Origin of the sequence: Pseudonocardia sp. Ae150A_Ps1, assembly GCF_001932315.1 — a bacterium.
Lineage (GTDB): Bacteria > Actinomycetota > Actinomycetes > Mycobacteriales > Pseudonocardiaceae > Pseudonocardia.
The window spans coordinates 5,256,485-5,278,746 of record NZ_MCIJ01000001.1 but is presented as its reverse complement, the minus strand read 5'-3'; the positions used below and the strand labels follow the sequence as shown (position 1 = coordinate 5,278,746).

The window sequence follows — 22,262 nt, the reverse complement described above, 5'->3', positions numbered from 1 at the left end:
CCCCCCCCCCCCCCCCCCCCCGCACGCACGGGATCTACTGGCCGCGGCCGGCGACCGCACAGCCGTGCTCAGGGGGGGCTCCATGACCACGTCCGTACCGGCCCGGGACGCTCCGTCCGTCTCCGTCCCGTCGTTCGCGCGCACACCGGTGGGGCTGATCGCCGCCGTCGTCGGGGTGTACCACCTCGTGCTCGGCGCGCTCGGGCGCGGGCTGTACTTCGACGAGTCGCTGATGCTCGCGATCGGGCGGCACCACCTGGACTGGGGCTCGGCCGACCAGCCGCCGCTCACGCCCGCCCTCGCCGCGCTGGCCGACGCCGTCGCCCCCGGGGTGAACGGGGTGCTGCGGCTGGTGCCGTCGCTGGCGACCGCGGCGGCCGTCGTCGTCGCGGCACTGATCGCGCGGGAGCTGGGTGGCGACCGCCGCGCCCAGACCCTCACCGCCCTCGCCCAGGCCACGGGCGTCTGGGTCACGATGACCGGGCACTTCGTCGCGCCGTACGTCCTGGAGCCGGTGCAGTGGCTGGTGATCGTGTGGCTCCTCGTGCGGTGGATGCGGCTCCGCGACGACCGGCTGCTGCTCGTACTGGGCCCGGTGCTGGGGCTCGCCGCGCTGACCAAGTTCCAGGTGATGCTGTTCGCGGTCGTGCTCGTCGTGGCGGTGCTCGTCGCCGGGCCGCGGGACCTGTTGCGCAGGCCGGCCTTCTGGGCCGCCGCCGTGATCGCGGCGCTGATCGCGACCCCGACGCTGGTGTGGCAGGCCCTCCGCGGATGGCCGCAGCTGGAGATGGGGGCGGTCGTCGCCGGCGAGTCGGTCCTGTTCGGCGGGCCGGTCCCCAACGCCGTCCTGATGGTGCTGTTCGCCGGCGTGGCCGGGACCGTGCTGCTGGTGGCGGGCGTCCTGGGCACCGTCACCGACCCGCGGTTGCGCCCCTACCGGTTCCTGACCCTCGCCTTCCTACTGCTGTGGATCTTCTTCGCCGTCACCGTCGGACGCGCCTACTACCGGGACGGGATCCACGGCGCGATCGCGGCCGTGGGCGCGGTGTGGTTCCAGCACCGCCGGGAGGCGGGCCACCGGCGACTGTCCTGGGCCGCCTGGCCGGGCGGGGTACTGGCGGTCCTGGTGGCGGCGACCACGTTCGGTCTGAGCACCGCCTTCACCGCGCCCGACATCCCGCAGCGGATCACCGACGCCGTCGCGGGCGTGTACGACGCGCTCCCACCCGAGCAGCGGGAGCGGACCGTCGTCTACGGGGAGTCCTACATCTACTCGTCCTACCTCGACACCTTCGGCTCGGCGTCCGGGCTGCCGCAGGCCTACGGCGGCAACCGCGCCTACGGCTACTTCGCCCCACCACCGGACGACCACGACTCGGTCGTCTTCCTCGGCAAGGACCCGTCCACGCTCGCGCCGACCGGCGTCGTCCTGCGGCAGGCGGCCGACCTCGGCGACGAGACCCGGGTGTGGGTCGGCGACGGGATGCGGCGGCCGTGGTCCGCGGTGTGGCCCGAGCTGCGCACGCTGCAGGTCAGCTGACCGGCGCACGTCCTGCGGCGGGGGTAGCGTCGGCGCCGTGCCCGAGGGAGACACCGTCTACCTGGCCGCGGTGCGGCTGCACGCCGCGCTGGCCGGCCACGAGCTCCTCCGCGGGGAGCTGCGGCACCCGCGGCTGGTGGAGCACGACCTGGCAGGACTGACCGTCACCGGCGTCGCCCCGGTCGGGAAACACCTGTTCACCCGGTTCGACGACGGCCGCAGCCTGCACAGCCACTTCCGGATGGACGGCGCGTGGCACCTGTACCGGCCCGGGATGCGGTGGCGGCGGGTCGCGCACGAGGCCCGCGCGGTGCTGGAGACCCGGGAGCGGGTCGCCGTCGGCTTCGCGCTGCACGACCTCGAGCTCCTGCCGACCGCCGACGAACACACCCTCGTCGGGCACCTCGGCCCGGACCTGCTCGACCCGGACTGGGGCGCCGGCCACGAGGCCGAGGCGCTGCGCCGGATGTCCGCGCGCGGGGACCACGAGCTCGGCCTGGTGCTGCTGGAACAGCGGGTGATGGCGGGGCTGGGCAACCTGTACCGCAACGACATCTGCTTCCGGCTCGGATTGACACCCTGGGTGCTGGTGCGGGACGTCCCGGACCTGCCGGGCGTGATCTCGCTGTCGCGCACGCTACTGTCGTCCAACAAGGACAGACCCGAGCAGACGACGACGGGGTCGCTCGCCGCGGGCGAGGCACACTGGGTCTTCGAGCGGTCGGGTCGGCCCTGCCGGCGCTGCGGGACCCGGATCCGGACCGCCGACCAGGGCGAGCCACCCCGGGACCGGGTCACCTATTGGTGCCCACGCTGCCAGCGGGGTCCCGCGCCCGAGCCGGTGCGCCGCAGGACCGGCCCGCGCCGCGGCGCCCCCGGCCGTCCTCCCCCGGGCGTACGCACCCGCTGACCCGCCGTGCCCGGACGCGCAGCCCGGGCCCCGCCGCCGCACCCCGTCGCCGCCCGGCGCGCCCCGACCTCGCCGACCCACCCCGTGCCCGGCCGACGCACCCCGTGCCCGGCCTACGCACCCCCCGACCGGCCGAGGCACCCCACGCGACGGGTGCCACGACCGGCGACGGGGTGCGTCCGGGCGCGCACCCCCGCCCGCGCGGACGCCGGCGCGCCCCTGCCCGGCCGATGCACCCCTGGCCGGCTGACGCACCTCTGCCCCGCCGACGCACCGCCCGGCCCTCCGACGCACCCCACGCGACGGGTGCCACGACCGGCGACGGGGTGCGCCAGGGCCGCCGTCGCGCGGGCGGCGCGGCGGTGGGCGGCGCGGCGGTGGGCGGCGCAGGACCACGGCCGGGGCCGGACGCGCGGACGCCGCGCCCCGGAGCGGGGCGCGGCGTCCGTGTGCGGTGGAGCGGCGGCTCAGGCGGTGCCGGGCTGCTGCTGGTTCTGCTGGGTGTTCTCCTGCGCCGGCGCGGGGTTCGACGGCAGCTGCTGGGTGCTCTGCTCGCCCTGCCCGACCTGAGGCGCCTGCTGCCCGCCGGCGATCGGGGTCCCGGACATCGAGGCCCGGATCTGGTCCAGCCGCGACGCACCGGCCATGTCGGTGGTCGACTGCTGGACCTCGAGCATCCGGCCCTGCACCGAGTTCTGCGCGAGCTCCGCCGAGCCGAGGGCGTTGGCGTACCGCTTCTCGATCTTGTCGCGGACCTCGTCGAGCGACGGGGCGTTGCGCGGCGCGGACAGCTCGCTCATCTGCTGGAGCGAGCTCGCGGCCTGCTCCTGCATCTTCGCCTGCTCGAGCTGGCTGAGCAGCTTGGTGCGCTCGGCGATCTTCTGCTGCAGGACCATCGAGTTGCGCTCGACGGCCTGCTTGGCCTGCTCGGCCGCACCGATCGACTGGTCGTGCAGCGTCTTGAGGTCCTCGACGCCCTGCTCCGCCGTCACCAGCTGGGTGGCGAACGTCTGGGCGGACTGCTCGTACTGCTGGGCCTTCTGCTCGTCGCCCTGGGCGCGGGCCTGGTCGGCGAGGACCAGAGCCTGCTTGGCCGACGACTGCAGCTTCTCGATCTCCCCGAGCTGACGGTTCAGCTTCATCTCCAGCTGCCGCTGGTTGCCGATGACCGCCGCCGCCTGCTGGGACAGCTGCTGGTGCTGCCGCTGGGCGTCCTCGATGGCCTGCTGGATCTGCACCTTCGGGTCCGCGTGCTCGTCGACCTTCGACGAGAACAGGGCCATCAGGTAGCTCCAGGCCTTGGTGAATCCGTTGGCCATCTCTCCGCCTACCTCCGCTGGGGCTCGCTCACGACCGTGCCCGCGTATCGGCGGGCGCACCGGGACGGGCCGACCCCGCGTTTCCCCCCCCCGCGGTCGGCGCCGGCACTCCGGCCCTCTCCATCCTGGCACCGCTGCCAGTACGCGCGCACCCTACCGTGACGAGCCGGGCGGGGATCCGAGCATCTCCGAAAGTCGATCAGGCGGCGGAGGCGACCGGGCCGCCGGCCGACGCGGGCGCCACCACCGGCGTGCCGGGACGGCCGGCCAGGCGCAGCTCGGCGTGCCGCTGGCCGATCGGGACCAGGACGTCGTCGCGGCGCAGCTCGCCGGCCATCTCCACGGCGACCGAGGTCAGCAGGTCCGGGACGGAGATGCCGAGTGCCTCGCAGATCGCGGCGAGCAGCTCGCTGGAGGGTTCCTTGCGGCCGCGCTCGACCTCGGACAGGTACCCGAGGCTGACCCGCGCGGCCCGCGAGATGTCGCGCAGCGTGCGCCGGCGCTCGGTGCGCGCCTGGCGCAGGCCGCTGCCGATCGCTTCCCGCAGCAGCATGTGCCCTCCTCGACTCGTCCCACCGGGGTGGGGTGGCACCGTGCCCCGGTGTGAATCACCGTACCGACTCGCGGACCGGATCGGCGGGACCGATCGTGCGCGACCCTGTCCGCCCACGGCGAACACCTCAACGCCCGCGGGCGGCGGTTCAGTCCTCGCAGGTCAGGCGGGCTGGGCCCGAGCGGCCTTGACGACGTAGTCGACGCCGGTCACGACGGTCAGCACCAGCGCGACGGCCATGACCACCCACTGCACGACCAGCACCGCGGCCACGGCCCCCGGGAGCAGCAGCGGCAGCGGGAGCAGGAACAGCCCGATGGCGACGGTCTGGGCGACCGTCTTCGCCTTCCCGCCGCGGCTGGCCGGGATGACCCCGCGCCGGATCACCGCGAACCGCAGCACCGTGATGCCGAGCTCGCGGCCGAGGATCACGATCGTCACCCACCACGGGACGACGGCCAGCATCGACAACCCGATCAGCGCCGCCCCGGTGAGTGCCTTGTCGGCGATCGGGTCGGCGAGCGCCCCGAACCAGGTGACGAGGCCCCGGCTGCGGGCCAGCTGCCCGTCGAGCCGGTCGGTCAACGCCGCGACCACGAACACGGCGAACGCGATCAGCCGCCAGACGGTGTCCTCGCCGCCCCCGGTGAACAACGCCGCGACGAACACCGGGACGAGGACCAGCCGCAGGCAGGTCAGCGCGTTCGCGATGTTCAGCAGCGGCGCCTGCCCGCCGACCGGCACGGTGCCGCCGGCGGGCTGCGACGAGCTCATCCGGCCGCCACCGCGGGCACGGGGTCGTCGATCCCGGCGCGCGGCAGCAGCTCGCAGGCCTCCACGAGCAGGTCGACACCCTCGGTGTCGAGCACCCGGCAGCGGACGAGGTCCCCCGGGCGCAGCGACGACGGGTCCGGGCCGTCGTCGGCCGCGGCGACGACGTAGGACTCGCCGTCGGCGTCCGGGCCCTGGTGGGCGGCGCGGCCGGCGCAGTCGTCCTCGTCGTCGGCATCGGTCCGCTCGACCAGGACGACGACCTCGGTGCCGATCCGCTCCTCGGCCCGCTGCTCCATGAGCTCGTCGGCCAGCGCCGAGATCCGCGCGACGCGGGCCTGCACCTCGGCCGGGTCGACCTTGCCGTCGTAACCCTCGGCCTCGGTGCCGTCCTCGTCTGAGTACCCGAACACGCCGACGGCGTCGAGCCGGGCCCCGGTCAGGAACGCCTCGAGCTCGGCGAGGTCCTCCTCGGTCTCGCCGGGGAACCCGACGATCACGTTGGACCGGATCCCGGCCTCCGGCGCGAGCTCGCGGATCCGCGTGCACAGGTCCAGGAAGTCGGTGCGCGAGCCGAAGCGGCGCATCCGGCGCAGCACGGTCGCCGACGCGTGCTGGAACGACAGGTCGAAGTAGGGCGCGATCCCCGGCGTCGTCGCGATCGCGGCGAGCAGGTCCGGGCGCAGCTCGGCGGGCTGCAGGTACGACACGCGCACCCGCTCGACACCGGGGGTGGAGCCGAGGCGCGGCAGCAGGTCGACCAGCGCGCGGGTGCCGCCCGGCAGGTCCTTGCCGTACGACGTCGAGTTCTCGCTGACCAGCACCAGCTCCCGCACGCCCTGCGACGCCAGCCAGGCCGCCTCGCCGAGGACGTCGGCCGGCGGGCGGGACACGAAGCTGCCGCGGAAGGACGGGATCGCGCAGAACGCGCACCGGCGGTCGCAGCCCGAGGCGAGCTTCAGCGACGCGACCGGTCCGCCGGCGAGCCGGGTGCGGGCGATGCCCGCGAGGTCGGGAACCCAGTCGTGCCCCGGCACCGACACGTCGGCGGTGGCGGCGGGCCGCTCCACCGGCGAGATCGGCAGCAGGGTGCGGCGGTCCACCGGCACGTGCGGGGCGGGCGCGTGGCCGCCCAGGACGTCGCCGAGCCGCTCGGCGAGCTCCGGGTAGGCGTCGAAGCCGAGCACGGCGTCGGCCTCCGGCAGGTCGGCGGCCAGCTCGGCGCCGTACCGCTCGGCCAGGCAGCCGACCGCGACGACCTTCGCACCGGCCGGGCGGGCCACGTCCGAGGCGGCCAGCACGGTGTCGATCGAGTCCTTCTTGGCCTGCTCGACGAAGCCGCAGGTGTTGACGAGGATGACGTCGGGCGAGCCGCCCTCGGCGTCGACCAGCTCCCAGCCGGAGCCGGTCAGGCGGCCGGCGAGCTCCTCGGAGTCGACCTCGTTCCGCGCGCAGCCCAGGGTCAGCAGGGCGGCGCGCCGGGGCGCGTTCTCGGGGGAAGCCACGGCCTCCAGGATAGACGGCGGCCCGGCCGGCCCACGCGGTGCGGTCTAGGCTCGGCGTCCGTGGCCGATCCCGACCCCGACGTGCACGTCCGCCGCGCCCGCACCCCCGACGTCCGCACGATCCGCGAGCTGGTGGACCAGTACGCCGGGAAGGTGCTGCTCGCGAAGGAGACGGTGACCCTCTACGAGGCCGTCCCCGAGTTCCTGGTCGCCGAGCTCGACGGCCGCGTCGTCGGTTGCGGTGCGCTGCACGTGCTCTGGGAGGACCTCGGTGAGATCCGGACGGTCGCGGTCTCCCCGTCGGTGCTGGGGCGCGGCGTCGGGCACCGGATCGTCGACGCGCTGATCGCCGGCGCCCGCGACCTCGGCCTGAAGCGGCTGTTCGTGCTGACCTTCGAGAAGCAGTTCTTCGCCCGTCACGGGTTCGCCGAGATCGACGGGACGCCCGTGTCGGCCGAGGTGTTCGCCGCGATGCTGCGCTCCTACGACACCGGCGTCGCCGAGTTCCTGGACCTCGCGCACGTCAAGCCGAACACACTGGGCAACGTCCGGATGTTGCTGACACTCTGACCCCATGGCCGGACACGGGGCCGCACACGACGCCGTCGGGGCGTGGCGGTGGCGCACCTCGGCCGCGCTCCGCCCGCTGGTGCCCGAGATCTGGGCGTGGCGGTCGCCTGCCGGGCCGGCGGGCACCCACCAGGGGGTGTCGAGCGGGCACCTGACGGTGATCCTCTGCCTGGAGGGTGCGGTCGAACTGCTGCGCAAACCCGACCCGGGACGGGGAGCGGGACGCTTCGCGGCGTCCGCGGCCGGGCTGCACGCCGCCCCCGCCGTCATCGCGACCGGGGAGCTGCAGGCCGGCCTGCAGCTCGCCCTGACCTGGCGGGGCGCCCGGGCGCTGCTGGGGCTGCCCGCGTCCGAGCTGGCGTCCGACGTCGTCGACCTGGGGCTTCTCCTGCCGGACACCGGCACGCTGCTGGACCGGTTGCACGCCACGCCGTCGTGGGCGGGCCGGTGCGCCCTCCTCGATGCCGAGCTGTGCCGGATCGCCGCACGGCGCACGGGCCCGGCCGGTCCACCGCCGGAGATCGGGCGTGCCTGGGACCTGCTGGTCCGTTCCGGGGGCACGGTGCGGGTCGCGGATCTCGCCGACGACGTCGGCTGGTCGGCCCGGCACCTCGGCGAGCGGCTCCGCCGAGAGACCGGGCTCGGCACCAAGACGGCGGCGCGGGTGATCCGGTTCGAGCGGGCCTGCGCGCTGCTGCGCTCGCGTACCGCTCCTGCACTCGTCGACGTGGCCACGACCTGCGGCTACGTCGACCAGCAACACCTCGCCCGGGACTTCCGCGAGCTCGCCGGGACGACCGCGCGGGGCTGGCTGGCCGAGCGGCCCTGACCCGGGCCCGGCTCAGCCGGCGATCGCGCGGACCGCGGCGACGACCGCCCACACCAGGGCCGCGACGATCAGGACGACCAGCGACAGCACCAGCAGCACCGGTGCCAGGACCAGTACCACGCCGATGAGCACCTTCGCCGCGGTGCCGAGTGCGGCGAAACCACCCTTGATCGCGCCCCAGAGCACGTTGCGCCCCTCCGCGTAAGCGCGCCCGGCACCCACCGCCGCGCCGACGCCGGGACCGCCCTCGCTCGCGATCCGCTCCAGCCCGGCGGCCAGGTCGTCGACCTTCTCCAGGGCCGCCTGGGCGAGCCGGTCCACGACCGCGGCGAGCAGCCGCCCCCCCGCCACGCGCAGTGTCGTGGCCAGGTCCGGCGGCGGCCCCGTCCGCGGGACCGCCGTGCCGGTCGGGACGGAACGCAGCGCCGGGCGTCCGACCGCCGGCGCCGTCACCGGCGCACCCCGGGCCGGGTCCCGGTGGGGGCATCCCCCGTGCGGGTGTCGGTGGGCATCGCCGCCCCTTCCGCCGTACGTCGTCGTGGGCCGTGATCGAGCGTAGGTCGCCACGCCGCGCACCGGGGCCTCCGTCCGGCCGCACCGCATCGGCAATCGGGTGGAGCGAGGGTGCCGATCGTGCGGAGCCGGACGTACCGTCCGGCGACGAGCGCCCCCGGTGGGAGGAGTCCCGATGCGCGTCCGCGACCGAGCCACGCTCGACCTGGTGATCCTTTCCGCGGTGCAGGCCGAGCCGGGCGACGGCACGGCGATCGCCCGGCTGGTGCGCGACCGCACCGGCGGCGTCGTCGACCTCTCCCCCGGCACCCTGCACAGCACGCTGCACCGGATGCGCCGCAACCGGCTGGTGGCCAGGGCCCCGGGGTCGACCCGCTACCGCCTGACCGCGTCCGGCGCGCGGGTGCTGCGCGGACGCCGTCGCGAGTTCGAGCGCGGGGTGCGCGCGGTCCGGGCCGTGCTGCCCGCCGACGGGGACTGACCACCGGCCCCGCCGCCCCCGCCTCCTGCACGACGGCGAGTGCCCCACCACCACCCGGTGGCGCACCGGTCCACCTGGTCGACGACGACCCCGCCGGCCGGCTCGCGCGCATCCGGACCCACCCTCACCCCTCGACGCAACCGCACAGGTTTCGGGCGTTCGCACGGGTTGCAACATGTGCGGTGGGCCCGGAGCCTGTGCGGTTCAGGCGGTACCTGTGCAGCCCGACCGGTGTCTGCGCGACCGGGCCGGTACCCGCGCGACCCGACCGGTACCCGCGCGACCCGACCGCTGCCTGCGCGACCCGACCGGTGCCCGTACGAACGGCCCGGTGCCCGTGCGGTCACCGGGCGAGCCGGCGCGGCCTGATCCCGGCCGCGCCGGCCACCCGCGCCCCGGGCTCAGCCGCACAGGTTCCGGGCGTCCGCACGGGTTACGACCTGCGCGGGTGACCATGAGCGTGTGCGACGGGACTCGAGCCTGTGCGACGGGGCCCGAGCCTGTGCGGCGGCGTCCGGGGCCTCCGCGGGCGGTCGTGCGCGAACGGTGGAGCGCCGGGACCCGGCACGGCGGCCGGGGCGATACTCGGCGCCGTGTTCCGACTCGCCCTGCACACCCCGGAGATCCCGCCCAACACCGGGAACGTCATCAGGCTGGCCGCGAACACCGGCGCCGAGCTGCACCTGATCCGGCCGCTCGGGTTCTCCCTCGACCAGCGGGCGGTGCGCCGGGCCGGGCTCGACTACGGCGAGCTCGCCGACGTCGTCGTGCACGCGGGGACCGACGCCTTCGCCGCGTGGGTGGCGGACGCCGGGGCGCGGGTCTACGCGTTCACCACCGGCGCGCCGGTGCGCTACACCGACGTCGCCTACTCCCCCGGCGACGTGCTGCTGTTCGGCCGCGAGTCCACCGGGCTCCCGGCCGACGTCGCCGGGGCGGCGTGGGTGACCGGCCGGGTGGCGCTGCCGATGCGGCCGTCGAACCGGTCGCTGAACCTGGCCAACGCGGCGGCCGTCGCCGTCTACGAGGCGTGGCGGCAGACCGGGTTCCGGTAGCGCGCGAGGCGCCCGGCCGTCAGCCCTGCCGTCAGCCCTGCCGGACGGCCTGCACGTCGAGCTGGATCTCGATCGTCGAGCCGACGACCGGCAGTCCCTTCGCGATCGTCTGCTGCCAGTTGAGCGTGTAGTGCTCGCGGTGCAGCTGCCCGGTGGCGATCGCGCCGACCCGGTCGCCGTTCCACTCCGCGGAGCCGAGGAACGTGGTGTCCAGCGAGACGTCGCTGGTCAGGCCGTGCAGGGTGAGGTCGCCGTCGACGGTCCAGCGGTTCCCGCCGTGCGCGGCGAAGCGGACGCTGGAGAAGCGCAGCTCGGGGAACCGCTCGACGTCGAGGAAGTCGGCGGAACGCAGGTGGGTGTCGCGGGCGTCGGCGTTCGTGTCGACGCTCGCGGAGTCGATGACGACGTCCACCGACGACTCCTCGAACGGCTCCGCGATCCGGATCCGGCCCTGGAACCGGTTGAACCTTCCGTACACCTTGGACAGTCCGATGTGGCGGGCGACGAACCGGACCGAGCTGTGGTCGGGGTCGATCACGAACAGGCCGGGCCGCGGCGGGCGCAGCGCCGGGTCCTCGCCGAGGACGATCGTGCCCATGTCGGCGTGCTGGCCCCAGGAGACCTCGACGACGTCGGTCACCTGCTGATAGCCGCCCGCGTCGACCCGCACGCGGTACTGGCCGGGCATCAGCGACGCGGCGAACCGGCCGAACGGGTCGGTGTCGAGGTGCGCGACCCGGCGGTCACCGCCGTCGATCACGGAGATCTCGGTGCCGTGCAGCGCCCCGCCGCGGCCGTCGCGGACCTGGCTCGACAGCACGCCGCCGGTGAGGGGGATCGGGACCAGGGCGTGCCGGTCGGTGGTCCCCCGTGCCGGACGACGACGGTCCTTCTTCCTCCAGAACACCGGCCAGACCTCCTCCGCCCGGGCACCGGGCAGGACGACGTGCGGCCACCGGACAGTGACCCCGGCCGTCACTCTGGCACGTTCGTGACGGTCTCGTTAACCCGTCCAAGCCAAAGAGTGATCACGCTTGGTATTGGTCACACCACACCATCACTCGTCGTCGCCACCACCGACCTCGCCGCCGTCGGCGGTGCCGCCGCCGCGGATCAGGTACAGGGCGTTCTCCAGCTCGTCCGGCTTCACCAGCACGTCGCGGGCCTTGGAACCCTCGGACGGCCCGACGATGTGCCGGGTCTCCAGCAGGTCCATCAGCCGGCCCGCCTTGGCGAAGCCGACGCGGAGCTTGCGCTGCAGCATCGACGTCGAGCCGAACTGCGACGTCACGATCAGCTCGGCGGCCTGCAGCAGGACGTCCAGGTCGTCGCCGATGTCGGCGTCGATCTCCTTCGCCTCGCCGGCCTTGGCCGCGGTGACACCCTCGGTGTAGCTGGGCTCGGCCTGCTCCTTGGTGAACCCGACGACCTTGGCGATCTCGTCGTCGTCGACGAAGGCGCCCTGCATGCGGACCGGCTTCCCGGCGCCCATCGGCAGGTAGAGCGCGTCGCCCATGCCGATCAGCTTCTCCGCGCCCGGCTGGTCGAGGATGACCCGGGAGTCGGTCAGCGACGACGTCGCGAACGCCAGTCTGGACGGGACGTTCGTCTTGATCAGGCCGGTGACGACGTCGACCGACGGCCGCTGGGTCGCCAGGATCAGGTGGATCCCGGCCGCACGGGCCTTCTGGGTGATCCGGACGATCGCGTCCTCGACGTCGCGCGGGGCGGTCATCATGAGGTCGGCGAGCTCGTCGACGATGCACATAATGTACGGGTACGGCCGGTACACCCGCTCCGAGCCGGGCGGCGCGGTGATCTCGCCGGAGCGGACCTTGCGGTTGAAGTCGTCGATGTGCCGGACCCGGTTGGCCTGCATGTCCTGGTAGCGCTGCTCCATCTCCTCCACCAGCCAGGCCAGCGCGGCGGCGGCCTTCTTCGGCTGGGTGATGATGGGCGTGATCAGGTGCGGGATGCCCTCGTACGGGGTCAGCTCGACCATCTTCGGGTCGATGAGGATCATCCGGACCTCGTCCGGGGTGGCCCGGGTCAGCAGCGACACCAGCATCGAGTTGACGAAGCTCGACTTGCCGGAGCCGGTGGAGCCCGCGACCAGCAGGTGCGGCATCTTCGCCAGGTTCGCGACGAGGTAGTGGCCCTCGATGTCCTTGCCCAGCCCGATGCCCATCGGGTGCTGCTCGTTGCGCGCGGAGTTCGAGCGCAGGACGTCGCCGAGCCGCACCATCTCGCGGTCGGTGTTCGGCACCTCGATGCCCACGGCGGACTTGCCGGGGATCGGGGCGAGCAGCCGGACGTTGTCGTTCGCGACCGCGTAGGCGAGGTTCCGCTGCAGCTGGGTGATCTTCTCGACCTTCACCGCGGGGCCGAGCTCGATCTCATAGCGGGTGACCGTCGGGCCGCGGGTGAAGCCGGTGACCTGGGCGTCGATGTTGAACTGGTCCAGCACGCCGGTGATCGCCTCGATCATGGCGTCGTTGGCGGAGCTGCGGGTCTTCGGCGGCGGCCCGGCCTCCAGGGCGTCCGGCGGGGGCAGGACGTACTCGGTCTCGCCGACCGGCTCCCGGATCGCCATCGAGAGCTGCTCACCCTCGGTGGGCGGCGAGTCCTCAGCCGGCGGGGTCTCGACGACCGGCTTGCGCGGAGCCTTCTTCGCCGCCGCGGCGGCGGGGACCTCCGGGGGCGCACCGGGAACCTCGGCGTCGACCGGCGTGGGGGCGTGCTCGCCCTCCTCGACCCGGTAGGCGTCGGCCTCCGACGCCTGCTGACGGCGGCGCGACGGGCGCCGGCGCTTCGGCGCCTCCTCCCCGTTCTCGGCGGCCTCCTTCTCGGCGACGGCGTCGGCGACCGTGCGCGGCGCGCCGTCCTCGCCGGTCTCGTCGTCCTCGGGCGGGAGCTGCCCGGTGAGCCTGCGGAACCGGTCCGGCAGCTCCCGGACCGGGATGCCGGTCACGAGCAGCACCGAGTACAGCGTGAGCAGGACGAGCACCGGCACGGCCGTCCACAGCGTGAGACCCGCCTCGAGCGGGGTGCCCGCGACGTACCCGACGGCGCCGCCGGCACCGCGCCACGCGTCGGGCTCGGACGGACCGCCCCGGGCGAGGTGGACCAGGCCGAGTACGCCCAGCGCGAGCAGCAGCGACCCCGCCACGATCCGCGGCCGCGCCTCCGGGTGCGCCGGTGTCGTCACCAGGACGACGCCGATGCCCAGCAGGATCACCGGCAGCAGCACCCCGGTCACGCCCATCACGGCCTGGACGACGAACGTGAACCAGTAGCCGACCGAGCCGCCCGCCTGCCACCACAGTCCGGCCGCGGCGATCACGGCGAGCACAAGCATGCCGAAGCCGAGCCCGTCACGGCGGTGCGCGGGATCGATGTCCCGGGTCCGGCCGACGGCGCGGCCCGACGCCCGGAACGTCCGCGCGACACCCCGCCCGACCGCGTCGATCCCGCGGTCGATCAGGTCGGGTCCCTGGCGCTTCGGCGGCGTCCGGCGCGTGGTGGACCGCTTGCGGGACGCCGACGCGCGCGAGCCGGACCGCCCCGAGCCGCGACCCGCGGCCGCTCTCGTGGTGGTCCTGCCCGTGCCCGTACGTCCTGCCATGTCACACACGGTAGCCCGCGGTGAAGATCGAACCGTGGACCGACGCGGGGGCCTGCGGCTCGTGAGTGGTTATCGCGGTCATAGCCGCGATAACCACTCACGGGCGGCGCAGCCGCCTACACGGCGATGACAGTAGGCACGATCATCGGCCGGCGACGGTAGGTGTCCGACACCCAGCGCCCGACGACCCGCCGGACGCCCTGGGCGATCCGGTGCGGGTCGCTCACACCCTCGTTCTCCAGGCGGGACAGCTCGTTCTCGACGAGCGCCTGCGCGGCGTCGAGGGCCTTGGGGTCGTCGGAGAACCCGCGGCCGGACAGCGTCGGACGGGACAGCGCCCGCCCCGTCTTGTGGTCGATCGCGACGGTGATCTGGATGAACCCGCCCTCGCCGAGCGCGATCCGGTCGCCGAGGGTGTTCTCCCCGACGTCGCCGACAGCCAGGCCGTCGACGTAGACCTGGCCGACCTCGACCCGCCCGGTGATGCCGGCCTTGCTGTCGACGAGATCGACGACGACGCCGTTCTCGGCGATCACGACCGAGTCCTCCGGCACCCCGGTCTTGCGGGCGAGTTCGGCGTTGGCGCGCAGGTGGCGCCACTCGCCGTGCACCGGCATGACGTTCGACGGCCGTACCGCGTTGTAGAGGAACAGCAGCTCGCCGGCCGGGGCGTGCCCGGAGACGTGCACCTTGGCGTTGCCCTGGTGCACGACGGTCGCGCCCAGCCGGGTCAGGCCGTTGATCACTGCGAAGACCGCGGTCTCGTTGCCCGGGATCAGCGAGCTGGCCAGGATGATCGTGTCGTCCGGGCGGATCGTGATGCTGCGGTGGTCGCCGCGGGCCATCCGGGACAGCGCCGCGAGCGGCTCGCCCTGGGACCCGGTGGAGACGAGCACCAGCTGGTCGTCGGGCAGGCGCATCGCCTCGTCGATGTCGACGAGGAGCCCCTCCGGGATGTTGAGCAGCGAGTGGTCGTCGGCCAGGCCCATGTTGCGGACCATCGACCGGCCGGTCAGGCAGACCTTGCGGCCGTGCGCGTGCGCGGCGTCGAGGACCTGCTGGACGCGGTGCACGTGGCTGGCGAAGCAGGCCAGGATGATCCGCGACGGGGCCCGCCGCACCAGGTCGGCGATGACCGGCCCGATGTCGGACTCCGGGGTGACGAAGCCGGGGACCTCGGCGTTCGTGGAGTCGACCAGGAACAGGTCGACGCCCTCCTCGCCCAGCCGGGAGAACCCGGCGAGGTCGGTGAGCCGCCCGTCGAGCGGGAGCTGGTCGAGCTTGATGTCACCGGTGTGCAGCACCAGGCCGGCCGGGGTGCGGATCGCGACCGCGACCGCGTCCGGGATGGAGTGGTTGACCGCGAAGTACTCGCAGTCCCAGCCGCCGTGGGAGACCCGGTCTCCCTCGGAGACCTCCTGCAGGCGCGGGGTGAGCCGGTGCTCCTTGCACTTGGCCGCGACCAGGGCGAGCGTGAACCGCGAGCCGACGACGGGGATGTCCGGCCGCATCCGCAGCAGCCACGGCACGGCACCGATGTGGTCCTCGTGGCCGTGGGTGAGGACGAGCGCGTCGATGTCGTCGAGCCGGTCCTCGATGGCGCGGAAGTCGGGCAGGATCAGGTCGACGCCGGGCGAGTCGTCGGACGGGAACAGCACGCCGCAGTCGACGACGAGCAGTCGGCCCTCGTACTCGAAGACCGTCATGTTCCGGCCGACCTCGCCGATGCCGCCGAGCGCGAAGGTGCGCAGGCCGCCCTTCGCGAGCGCGGGCGGGCGTCCCTCCGGCAGCTCGGGACGGTCGATCTTCTCCGGCGGGGCGCTCAGGGACCGCCCGGGTCGGTTCCGGCGGTCGTTGCGCTGGGGACTCACTGGGGTTCGTGCCTCACAAGGTTCGTCACTGATGGATGGTGGGGCGGATCAGGTACGCGGGTACGCGATCTCGGCCCCGAGGTCGGTGGCGGTGCGTCCGCCGAGCGCGCCGTGCCCGGACTGGTAGAGCGGGACACCGGGCCGGGACAGCGGGTCCAGCGCGACACCCGCGACGGCGAGGTCCCCGGCGATCGCGGCGACCTGCTCCTCGGTGGCGGGCGGCAGCGGCAGCCGGGTCTCGCCGACGTCGATGCCGCGCAGCCGCAGCGCCGTCTTCGCGAAGACGGCGCCGCCGACGCGGCCCATCGCCCGGATCACCGGGAGCATCGCGTAGTGCAGCGCGCGGGCCCGCTGGTGCTCGCCCGCGTGGTAGGCGTCGATCATCGCACGAAGCCGGTCGGCGACGACGTGGCCGATCACGGACACGAAGCCGACGGCACCGACCGACAGCCACGGCAGGTTCACCGGGTCGTCGCCGGAGTAGTAGGCCAGCATCGTGGTCGCGAGGACCTCGGTGCCGACCCGCAGGTCGTTGCGGGCGTCCTTCACCGCGACGATCCGCGGGTGCTGGGCGAGCCGCTGGAACGTCTCGACGTCGATCCCGATCACGCTGCGCGGCGGGATGTCGTAGAGCATCACCGGCAGGTCGGTGGCGTCGGCGACCGCGGTGAAGTGCGCGATCAATCCCTCCTGCGGCGGCCGCGAGTAGTACGGCGTCACGGTCAGCAGACCGTGCGCGCCGGCCTGCTCCGCGCTGCGCGCGAGCTCGATCGAGTGCGCGGTGTCGTAGGTCCCTGCGCCGCTGATGATCGTCGCCCGGTCACCGACGGCCGCGACGACCGCGCGGATCAGCTCGCGCTTCTCGGCGTCCGAGGTGGTGGGGCCCTCACCGGTGGTCCCGTTGACGACCAGACCGTCGTTGCCCAGGTCCACCAGATGGGCGGCGAGCTCCTCCGCCTTGCCCAGGTCGAGCTCCCCGTCGGGGTCGAAAGGGGTCACCATCGCGGTGAGGACCTCGCCGAACGGACGACGTGGCGGGTGCTGCCCCGCCGGGGCGGTCTGGGAGCCGGAGTCCATGGGGGTCGACGGTACCGCCTCGGCGGTGCGATGAGACCTCAGAGCCCGGAGGGCGCGGCGCGGTAGGCCTCCACGTCGGCGGGCAGTCCCTGGACCTCGACGCGGGCCGCGTCGCGACCGAACGCGTGCAGCACCAGCTCCGACGGCTCGCCGACCACCGTGACCAGGCCGTGCCCGGTCGCGACGACCTGCTGCGCCCCCTCCGGGCGCTGCAGCACGATGCCGACCGGGCTGCGCCGGAACAGCAGCTTCGACTGCGACGACAGCAGGGTCCACAGCTGCCCGTCGCGCTGTGGCTCGGACGGCCGCGGCTCCCAGCCGGCCTCGCCCCGCCGGAGGTCCTCGTGGTGGACGAAGAACTCGGCGCCGTTGGCGATCTCGTCGACCTTGCCGACCTTGAACGGCGACCACCCCGGGGAGCCCTTGCGGAGGTCGTCGATCATGTTCGGCCAGGCCTCGGAGGCGTAGGCCTCCATCGCCTTCTCGGTGACCCCGGACAGCGCGGGCACCAGGATGCCCGCCGCGCTCCACGGCTGCCGCTCCCGCACCAGGAGGTGGGTGAGCAGGTCGCGGGCGTTCCAGCCCTCGCACAGGGTCGGGCGGTCCGGGCCGGAGCGTTCGAACTCGGCGCAGATGGCGGCACGTTCGTCGGTCGCGAGGCTCACCGTGCCCAACGTAGTGCGCGCGGCCGTCCGACGCCCACCGGCGCACGACGAGCGGCGGACGAACGGTCGACAGACGGATGACGGAACGACGACGTTTTATAGCCAGTGATACAGATCTCACCCGTCGGGGTGCGCATACTCCCCGCGTCCCGTTCTCAGCGGAGAGGACTCCCATGACGCACGCTGCCGCCACGCAGCCCCCGAACTCGATGCGCCGCATCGCGCTCGCCAGCATGACCGGCACGGTGATCGAGTTCTACGACTTCTTCATCTACGGCACCGCCGCCGCCCTCGTGTTCAACAAGGTGTTCTTCCCCGAGCTCGGGGCCGCGGCCGGGACCGCGCTGGCGCTGGCCACCTTCGGCGTCGCGTTCGTCGCCCGGCCGTTCGGGTCGATCCTCTTCGGTCACTTCGGCGACCGCCTCGGGCGCAAGGGCACGCTCGTCACGACGCTGCTGCTCATGGGCTTCTCGACGCTGGCGATCGGCCTGCTGCCGACCACCGGGACGATCGGCGTGCTGGCACCGATCCTGCTGGTCGTGCTGCGGATCCTGCAGGGTCTGGCCGTCGGCGGCGAGTGGGCCGGCGCGACGCTGCTGACCGCGGAGAACGCACCGACGAAGGCCCGCGGCAAGTACGCCCTGTATCCGCAGCTCGGCCCGTCGGTGGCGTTCGCGCTGGCGTCGGCGACGTTCCTCATCACCGCGCTGACGATGAGCGACGCGGCGTTCGCCTCCTGGGGCTGGCGGATCCCGTTCATCGCGTCGGTGCTGCTCGTCGGCGTGGGCCTGTACGTGCGCCTCGCGCTGGAGGAGACGTCGTCGTTCCGCAGCAGCAAGGCGGCGACCACCTCCACCCGGCTCCCGGTCGCGGAGGTGTTCACCAGCCGTCCGGCCGCGGTGTTCCTCGGCGCCGGCTCGACGACGGCCGTGTTCGCCTTCTTCTACATCGGCGTCACCTACCTGACCAGCTACGGCACCCAGCAGCTGGAGCTGCCCCGGCCGACCGTGCTGGCGATGGGCATCGTCGGGGGCCTCGTGTTCGCGATGACCACGATCGCCTCGGCGATCCTGTCCGACCGCGTCGGGCGACGGCGGATGGTCGTGATCGGCAACATCGCCTCGGTGGCGGCGGGCGTCGCGGCGTTCCCGATCATCGACATCGGCACGGCGTGGTCGTTCGGGCTCGGGCTGTCGCTGGTCCTCGGCGTCGTCGGCATCGCGTACGGCCCGATCGGCGCGCAGCTGCCGGAGCTGTTCCCGACCCGGTACCGCTACACCGGCGCGGGGATCGCCTACAACCTCGCCGGCGTGCTCGGCGGCGGTGTCGTCCCGCTGATCTCCGCGGCGCTGGTGCCCGTCTACGGCAGCCTCGCGATCGGCCTGCTGCTGGCCGGGGTGTCGCTGGCCAGCCTGCTCTGCACGCTGGCGCTGCCGCAGACCGACGCCGACTCGCTCGCCGCGCAGGACGCGCAGCCGGCGACCGTCTGACCGCGGGCCCCGCCGGGCCCACCGCTCGTCCGTCCGGGCCGCACCGGGACGCCGTACGGCTTCCCGGGCGGGCCGGGCCGGGCTACCGTCCGCACCATCGGACGGCAGCCGGTCCCTCGACGGCCGCAGGAGGCGGGTGACGGGTGACGGCCGGGACGGCGGACGACGCGGGCGCGGACCGGGCCCACGGCCCGGCCGGCGATCCCGTCTCGCCCTTCCTCACCGCGCCGGCGACGCCCGTGACCGACCGGCTCGCCGGTCTGGGGACCCCGCGCCGCTACGCCCGCGGCGAGCACGTCTACCGGCAGGGCGAGCTGTCCACCCGGCTCCACCTGGTCGTCTCCGGGCGGGTGCGCATCTACCTGCACCGCCCGGACGGTTCCGAGCGGTCACTGGCCTACGCCGAACCGGGCGCCACCCTCGGTGAGGCCGCCTGCGTCGACGGGCGGCCGCGGCACCTCGCGTCGGTCTGCACCCAGCCGTCGGAGATCGTCTCGGTCACCCGGGACGCGCTGCTCGACGCGGCCCGCGCCGAGCCCGAGCTGCTGCTGGAGATCACCCGGCGGATCGCCTACAAGCAGCGCGTCATGCAGCTGCACGTCCTCATCGAGGGCCTGCCGGCCCGGGAGCGGGTCATCCTGCTGCTCGGGCACCTCGTGGAGGCCTACGGCGAGGTCGCGCTCGACACCGTCACCCGGCTGTCGATCCGCCCGGCCGTCGACGAGCTGGCCCTGCTCGTCGGCCTGACCCGGGTGACCATGAGCCGGGAGCTGTCCCGGCTGGTCGCCGAGGGCCTGGTCGAGAAGGAGGGCCGCAGCATCGTCGTGCGGGACCTGCCGGACCTGCGCCGCCGGGTGCACGCCGTCCTGGCGTGAGGAGCGCTCAGCCCTCGCTGACCAGCGGGCTGGAAGCGATCTCGGTGCCGTCGTCGAGCTTCTGGATCTCGAAGTCGGCGAAGACGTTCGGCACCTCGCGCTGCAGCTGACGCAGGCACTCCACCGCCAGGTTGCGGATCTCGACGTCGGCGTGCTCGGAGGCCCGCATCGCGACGAAGTGCCGCCAGGCGCGGTAGTTCCCGGTGACGACGATCTTCGTCTCGGTCGCGTTCGGCAGCACCGACCGGGCGGCCTGACGGGCCTGCTTGCGGCGCAGCGTGCCGTTCGGGACGTCGGCGAAGCGCTTCTCCAGCCCTTCGAGGAGCTTCTGGTAGGCGCTCAGCGCGTCCGCGGACGCCTGCAGGAACAGCTCGTGCAGCTCGGGGTCGTCGGCGATGACGTCCGGCTCGACCATCGCCGCGTCCCGCTCGGGGACGTAGCGCTGGGACAGCTGCGAGTAGGAGAAGTGCCGATGGCGGATGAGCTCGTGGGTCAGCGACCGCGAGATCCCGGTGAGGTAGAAGCTGACGCTGCCGTGCTCCAGCACCGAGAGGTGCCCGACCTCCAGGATGTGCCGGACGTAGCCGGCGTTGGTCGCCGTGCGCGGGTTCGGCTTGCTCCACGACTGGTAGCAGGCGCGCCCGGCGAACTCGGCGAGCGCCTGGCCACCGTCGGCGTCGGTGGACCACGGGACGTCCGCGGGCGGGGTGAACTCGGTCTTCGCCACCAGCTGGACGGTCAGCGGGACGGTCTGCGGCGCGGTCTCCGACATGCGCCCGAGCGTAGCCTCGGCGCCCCCCGACATCACCGGTGACGGCATCTCCTTGAAATGACATCGCGAGTGACGCCATAGTGACGTCATGGACCTCACGCCGTACGTCACGCAGCTGCGTGACGACCTCGCCGCCGCCGCGGCCGCCGGGGACGAGCAGGCCCGCCGCACGGCGGCGCTGCTCGGCTCCGCGATCGAGCCCGCCGCCCGCCTCGCGATCATGAACGCCCTCTCGGACCTCGCCTCGGAGGCGACCGCCGCCCTCGGCGACCGCTCCGTGGAGGTGCGGCTGCACGGCCGGGAGGTGCGGGTCTCGGTCTCGGGCACGCCGTCCGGCGACGGGCCGCAGCAGCCCGCCGGCCAGGCCCCGACCGGGACGACCGGGGGCCGGCCCGACGGGTGGGCAGGCGGGTGGCCCGGCGGGTCCGAGGGGACCGGCGGCCCGTCCGGGCTGCCGTTCGGCGCCGACGCGGGCGACATCAGCCGGGTGACCCTGCGGATCGTCGAGCAGATCAAGTCGCAGGCCGAGCGGGCGGCGCAGTCGCAGGGCGTCTCGCTGAACACCTGGGTGTCCCAGGCGGTGCAGGGCGCCCTCGCGGGCGCCGAGGAGCGCGCCCGCGGCGGGCGCGGACCGGGCGACGGACGGAACCTCCGGGGATGGGTGCAGGGATGAACGACGAGCGTGACGACACGACCGGCCCGATCGACGGCGGCGACGCCGGGGGTCCGGGCGCTCAGGGCGCGGGCGGCGGGCCCGGCGACCGCTCTCCCGGCTCCGGAGCGGGCACCGGTGACCGCGACTCCGATCCCGGTGCCGGGACCGGTTCCGGGGCCGGTGCCGGGACCGGTCCGGTCGACGCCCGCCGGGAGAGCTGGGCCTGCACCGGCCCCGCCGAGCTGGAGATCACCATCGGTGGCGGCGACGTCCGGATCGACCTCGTCGAGGACGCCGCCGAGGTCCGCGTCGAGGTGTCGGCCGACCGCTCCGGCGCCCCGTGGTCCGGCGGCCTGGGCGGTCTCCTCGACTGGATCGGGACGTCGATGAGCGGCGGCGGGGCACCGCCCGCCGCCGGCTGGTCCGGGCGCGGCTTCGAGCCGATCGTCGGCGCCCCCTGGGAGCGGACCGGCGACCCGTCGGCCGAGGCCGTCGACGCCGTGACCATCGAGTGGTCCGGCCCCGGCGGGCGGCTGGTCGTGCGCGGGCCCGACGAGCCCGGCCTGAGCAGCGTCCCGTTGAGCGTGACCGTCTCGGCCCCGGCCGGGTCGCGGGCCGCCGTGCAGACCGGCGCGGCGGGCGTCCGGGTGACGGGCCGCGCGTCCTGGGCGGCCGTCCGGACCGGGTCGGGCACGGCGCGCCTCGCCGAGGTGACGGGTGATGCCGACATCACCACCGGTTCCGGCGGGATCGACCTCGGCTCGTGCGGCGGGCGCGCCGAGCTCCGCACCGGCGGCGGTGGGGTCGAGGCCGGGTCGCTCGCCGGGCCGTCCCGGGTGCGCACCGGCAGCGGCGACGTCCGGCTCGGGCAGGTGACGGGCGATCTCGAGATTCGCAGCGGCTCCGGGGACCTGGTGCTCGCCGACGCGGTCAGCGGCGACGTGCGGGTCAGCACCGGCTCGGGAAACGTCCGCGTGGGGGTGCACTCCGGTGTCGCCGCCGAGCTGGACCTGTCGACCGGCTCCGGCCGGGCCCGCAGCGATCTCGACGTCCGGCACGACGGCCCGCCGTCCCCCGCGGCCGTCCGGCTCTCGGGCCGCACCGGCAGCGGGGACGTGCTCGTCGGACGGGCGGCCGCCGTCGCGGGATGACGCTATTCTCTCGATGATGGAGATGGTTGTTCATC

Annotated in this window: 20 protein-coding genes and 1 pseudogene; 10 read left to right on the top strand and 11 right to left on the bottom strand. The window is 74.2% G+C overall.

Annotation, left to right across the window (positions count from 1 at the left end):
• Positions 1–82: 82 nt before the first annotated feature.
• Entirely contained in the window at positions 83–1,540 is a 1,458-nt protein-coding gene (locus Ae150APs1_RS24860; RefSeq protein WP_075300642.1) for a glycosyltransferase family 39 protein, read from the top strand.
• Positions 1,541–1,577: 37 nt separating this feature from the next.
• The gene (locus Ae150APs1_RS24855) at positions 1,578–2,450 is read left to right on the top strand and encodes a DNA-formamidopyrimidine glycosylase family protein (RefSeq protein ID WP_075300640.1); all 873 of its coding nucleotides are present in this window, start codon (positions 1,578–1,580) and stop codon (positions 2,448–2,450) included.
• Between the two features lie 581 nt (positions 2,451–3,031).
• Here the strand turns inward: Ae150APs1_RS24855 and Ae150APs1_RS24850 are convergent.
• The 4 genes and pseudogenes from Ae150APs1_RS24850 to rimO all read right to left on the bottom strand — a co-directional run.
• Positions 3,032–3,769 (bottom strand): annotated as a pseudogene (locus tag Ae150APs1_RS24850) (PspA/IM30 family protein); the annotation flags it as partial.
• Between the two features lie 199 nt (positions 3,770–3,968).
• Positions 3,969–4,322 carry a helix-turn-helix transcriptional regulator gene (locus tag Ae150APs1_RS24845; protein WP_010241489.1) on the bottom strand — a complete coding sequence of 118 codons (354 nt, stop codon included), beginning with the start codon at positions 4,320–4,322 and terminating at the stop codon, positions 3,969–3,971.
• Positions 4,323–4,484: 162 nt separating this feature from the next.
• A complete protein-coding gene (gene pgsA / locus Ae150APs1_RS24840) occupies positions 4,485–5,096 on the bottom strand; it encodes a CDP-diacylglycerol--glycerol-3-phosphate 3-phosphatidyltransferase (RefSeq protein WP_010241490.1) in 612 nt (203 codons plus the stop codon).
• On the bottom strand, positions 5,093–6,598 hold the full coding sequence (gene rimO / locus Ae150APs1_RS24835; protein WP_010241492.1) for a 30S ribosomal protein S12 methylthiotransferase RimO: 1,506 nt from the start codon (positions 6,596–6,598) through the stop codon (positions 5,093–5,095). Before rimO ends, pgsA begins: the two co-directional genes overlap by 4 nt.
• A 60-nt stretch (positions 6,599–6,658) precedes the next feature.
• Between rimO and Ae150APs1_RS24830 the strand changes: the two genes are divergently transcribed.
• Positions 6,659–7,168, top strand: a complete 510-nt coding sequence (locus Ae150APs1_RS24830) for an amino-acid N-acetyltransferase (protein WP_060573240.1) — start codon at positions 6,659–6,661, stop codon at positions 7,166–7,168.
• A gap of 4 nt (positions 7,169–7,172) precedes the next feature.
• Positions 7,173–7,997 (top strand): helix-turn-helix transcriptional regulator, encoded by an 825-nt coding sequence (locus Ae150APs1_RS24825; RefSeq protein WP_075300636.1) that lies wholly within the window; start codon positions 7,173–7,175, stop codon positions 7,995–7,997.
• 12 nt (positions 7,998–8,009) lie between these two features.
• Here Ae150APs1_RS24825 and Ae150APs1_RS24820 read toward each other — a convergent pair whose 3' ends face one another.
• Complete coding sequence (locus tag Ae150APs1_RS24820) at positions 8,010–8,450, bottom strand: hypothetical protein (protein WP_083680354.1); 441 nt, start codon at positions 8,448–8,450, stop codon at positions 8,010–8,012.
• A gap of 235 nt (positions 8,451–8,685) precedes the next feature.
• On the opposite strand from Ae150APs1_RS24820, the gene Ae150APs1_RS24815 reads away from it, so the two are divergent.
• Both Ae150APs1_RS24815 and Ae150APs1_RS24810 read left to right on the top strand, forming a co-directional pair.
• Positions 8,686–8,991, top strand: a complete 306-nt coding sequence (locus Ae150APs1_RS24815) for a PadR family transcriptional regulator (protein WP_010241499.1) — start codon at positions 8,686–8,688, stop codon at positions 8,989–8,991.
• Between the two features lie 593 nt (positions 8,992–9,584).
• On the top strand, positions 9,585–10,046 hold the full coding sequence (locus tag Ae150APs1_RS24810; protein WP_075300634.1) for a tRNA (cytidine(34)-2'-O)-methyltransferase: 462 nt from the start codon (positions 9,585–9,587) through the stop codon (positions 10,044–10,046).
• 31 nt (positions 10,047–10,077) lie between these two features.
• On the opposite strand, the gene Ae150APs1_RS24805 is transcribed toward Ae150APs1_RS24810, so the two are convergent.
• The 5 genes from Ae150APs1_RS24805 to Ae150APs1_RS24785 all read right to left on the bottom strand — a co-directional run bounded on the left by Ae150APs1_RS24805 (position 10,078) and on the right by Ae150APs1_RS24785 (position 17,284).
• On the bottom strand, positions 10,078–11,025 hold the full coding sequence (locus Ae150APs1_RS24805; RefSeq protein WP_083680352.1) for a YceI family protein: 948 nt from the start codon (positions 11,023–11,025) through the stop codon (positions 10,078–10,080).
• Between the two features lie 78 nt (positions 11,026–11,103).
• Positions 11,104–13,671 (bottom strand): DNA translocase FtsK, encoded by a 2,568-nt coding sequence (locus Ae150APs1_RS24800; protein WP_075300632.1) that lies wholly within the window; start codon positions 13,669–13,671, stop codon positions 11,104–11,106.
• A gap of 116 nt (positions 13,672–13,787) precedes the next feature.
• The gene (locus Ae150APs1_RS24795; protein WP_283160273.1) at positions 13,788–15,497 is read right to left on the bottom strand and encodes a ribonuclease J; all 1,710 of its coding nucleotides are present in this window, start codon (positions 15,495–15,497) and stop codon (positions 13,788–13,790) included.
• 93 nt (positions 15,498–15,590) lie between these two features.
• The gene (gene dapA / locus Ae150APs1_RS24790; RefSeq protein WP_075300630.1) at positions 15,591–16,619 is read right to left on the bottom strand and encodes a 4-hydroxy-tetrahydrodipicolinate synthase; all 1,029 of its coding nucleotides are present in this window, start codon (positions 16,617–16,619) and stop codon (positions 15,591–15,593) included.
• Between the two features lie 38 nt (positions 16,620–16,657).
• The gene (locus Ae150APs1_RS24785) at positions 16,658–17,284 is read right to left on the bottom strand and encodes a TIGR03085 family metal-binding protein (protein ID WP_075300628.1); all 627 of its coding nucleotides are present in this window, start codon (positions 17,282–17,284) and stop codon (positions 16,658–16,660) included.
• A 173-nt stretch (positions 17,285–17,457) separates the two neighbouring features.
• Between Ae150APs1_RS24785 and Ae150APs1_RS24780 the strand changes: the two genes are divergently transcribed.
• Both Ae150APs1_RS24780 and Ae150APs1_RS24775 read left to right on the top strand, forming a co-directional pair.
• Complete coding sequence (locus tag Ae150APs1_RS24780) at positions 17,458–18,774, top strand: MFS transporter (RefSeq protein WP_075300626.1); 1,317 nt, start codon at positions 17,458–17,460, stop codon at positions 18,772–18,774.
• 143 nt (positions 18,775–18,917) lie between these two features.
• Entirely contained in the window at positions 18,918–19,649 is a 732-nt protein-coding gene (locus Ae150APs1_RS24775) for a Crp/Fnr family transcriptional regulator (RefSeq protein ID WP_010241510.1), read from the top strand.
• A 7-nt stretch (positions 19,650–19,656) separates the two neighbouring features.
• Here Ae150APs1_RS24775 and thyX read toward each other — a convergent pair whose 3' ends face one another.
• On the bottom strand, positions 19,657–20,421 hold the full coding sequence (gene thyX / locus Ae150APs1_RS24770; RefSeq protein ID WP_050802541.1) for an FAD-dependent thymidylate synthase: 765 nt from the start codon (positions 20,419–20,421) through the stop codon (positions 19,657–19,659).
• A gap of 88 nt (positions 20,422–20,509) precedes the next feature.
• Here thyX and Ae150APs1_RS24765 point away from each other — a divergent pair, with 88 nt between their 5' ends.
• Together Ae150APs1_RS24765 and Ae150APs1_RS24760 are read left to right on the top strand one after the other, a co-directional pair.
• Positions 20,510–21,094 (top strand): toxin-antitoxin system HicB family antitoxin, encoded by a 585-nt coding sequence (locus Ae150APs1_RS24765; RefSeq protein WP_075300624.1) that lies wholly within the window; start codon positions 20,510–20,512, stop codon positions 21,092–21,094.
• The gene (locus Ae150APs1_RS24760; RefSeq protein WP_083680351.1) at positions 21,091–22,227 is read left to right on the top strand and encodes a DUF4097 family beta strand repeat-containing protein; all 1,137 of its coding nucleotides are present in this window, start codon (positions 21,091–21,093) and stop codon (positions 22,225–22,227) included. The genes Ae150APs1_RS24765 and Ae150APs1_RS24760 overlap by 4 nt, the downstream gene beginning before the upstream one ends.
• Positions 22,228–22,262: the final 35 nt, after the last annotated feature.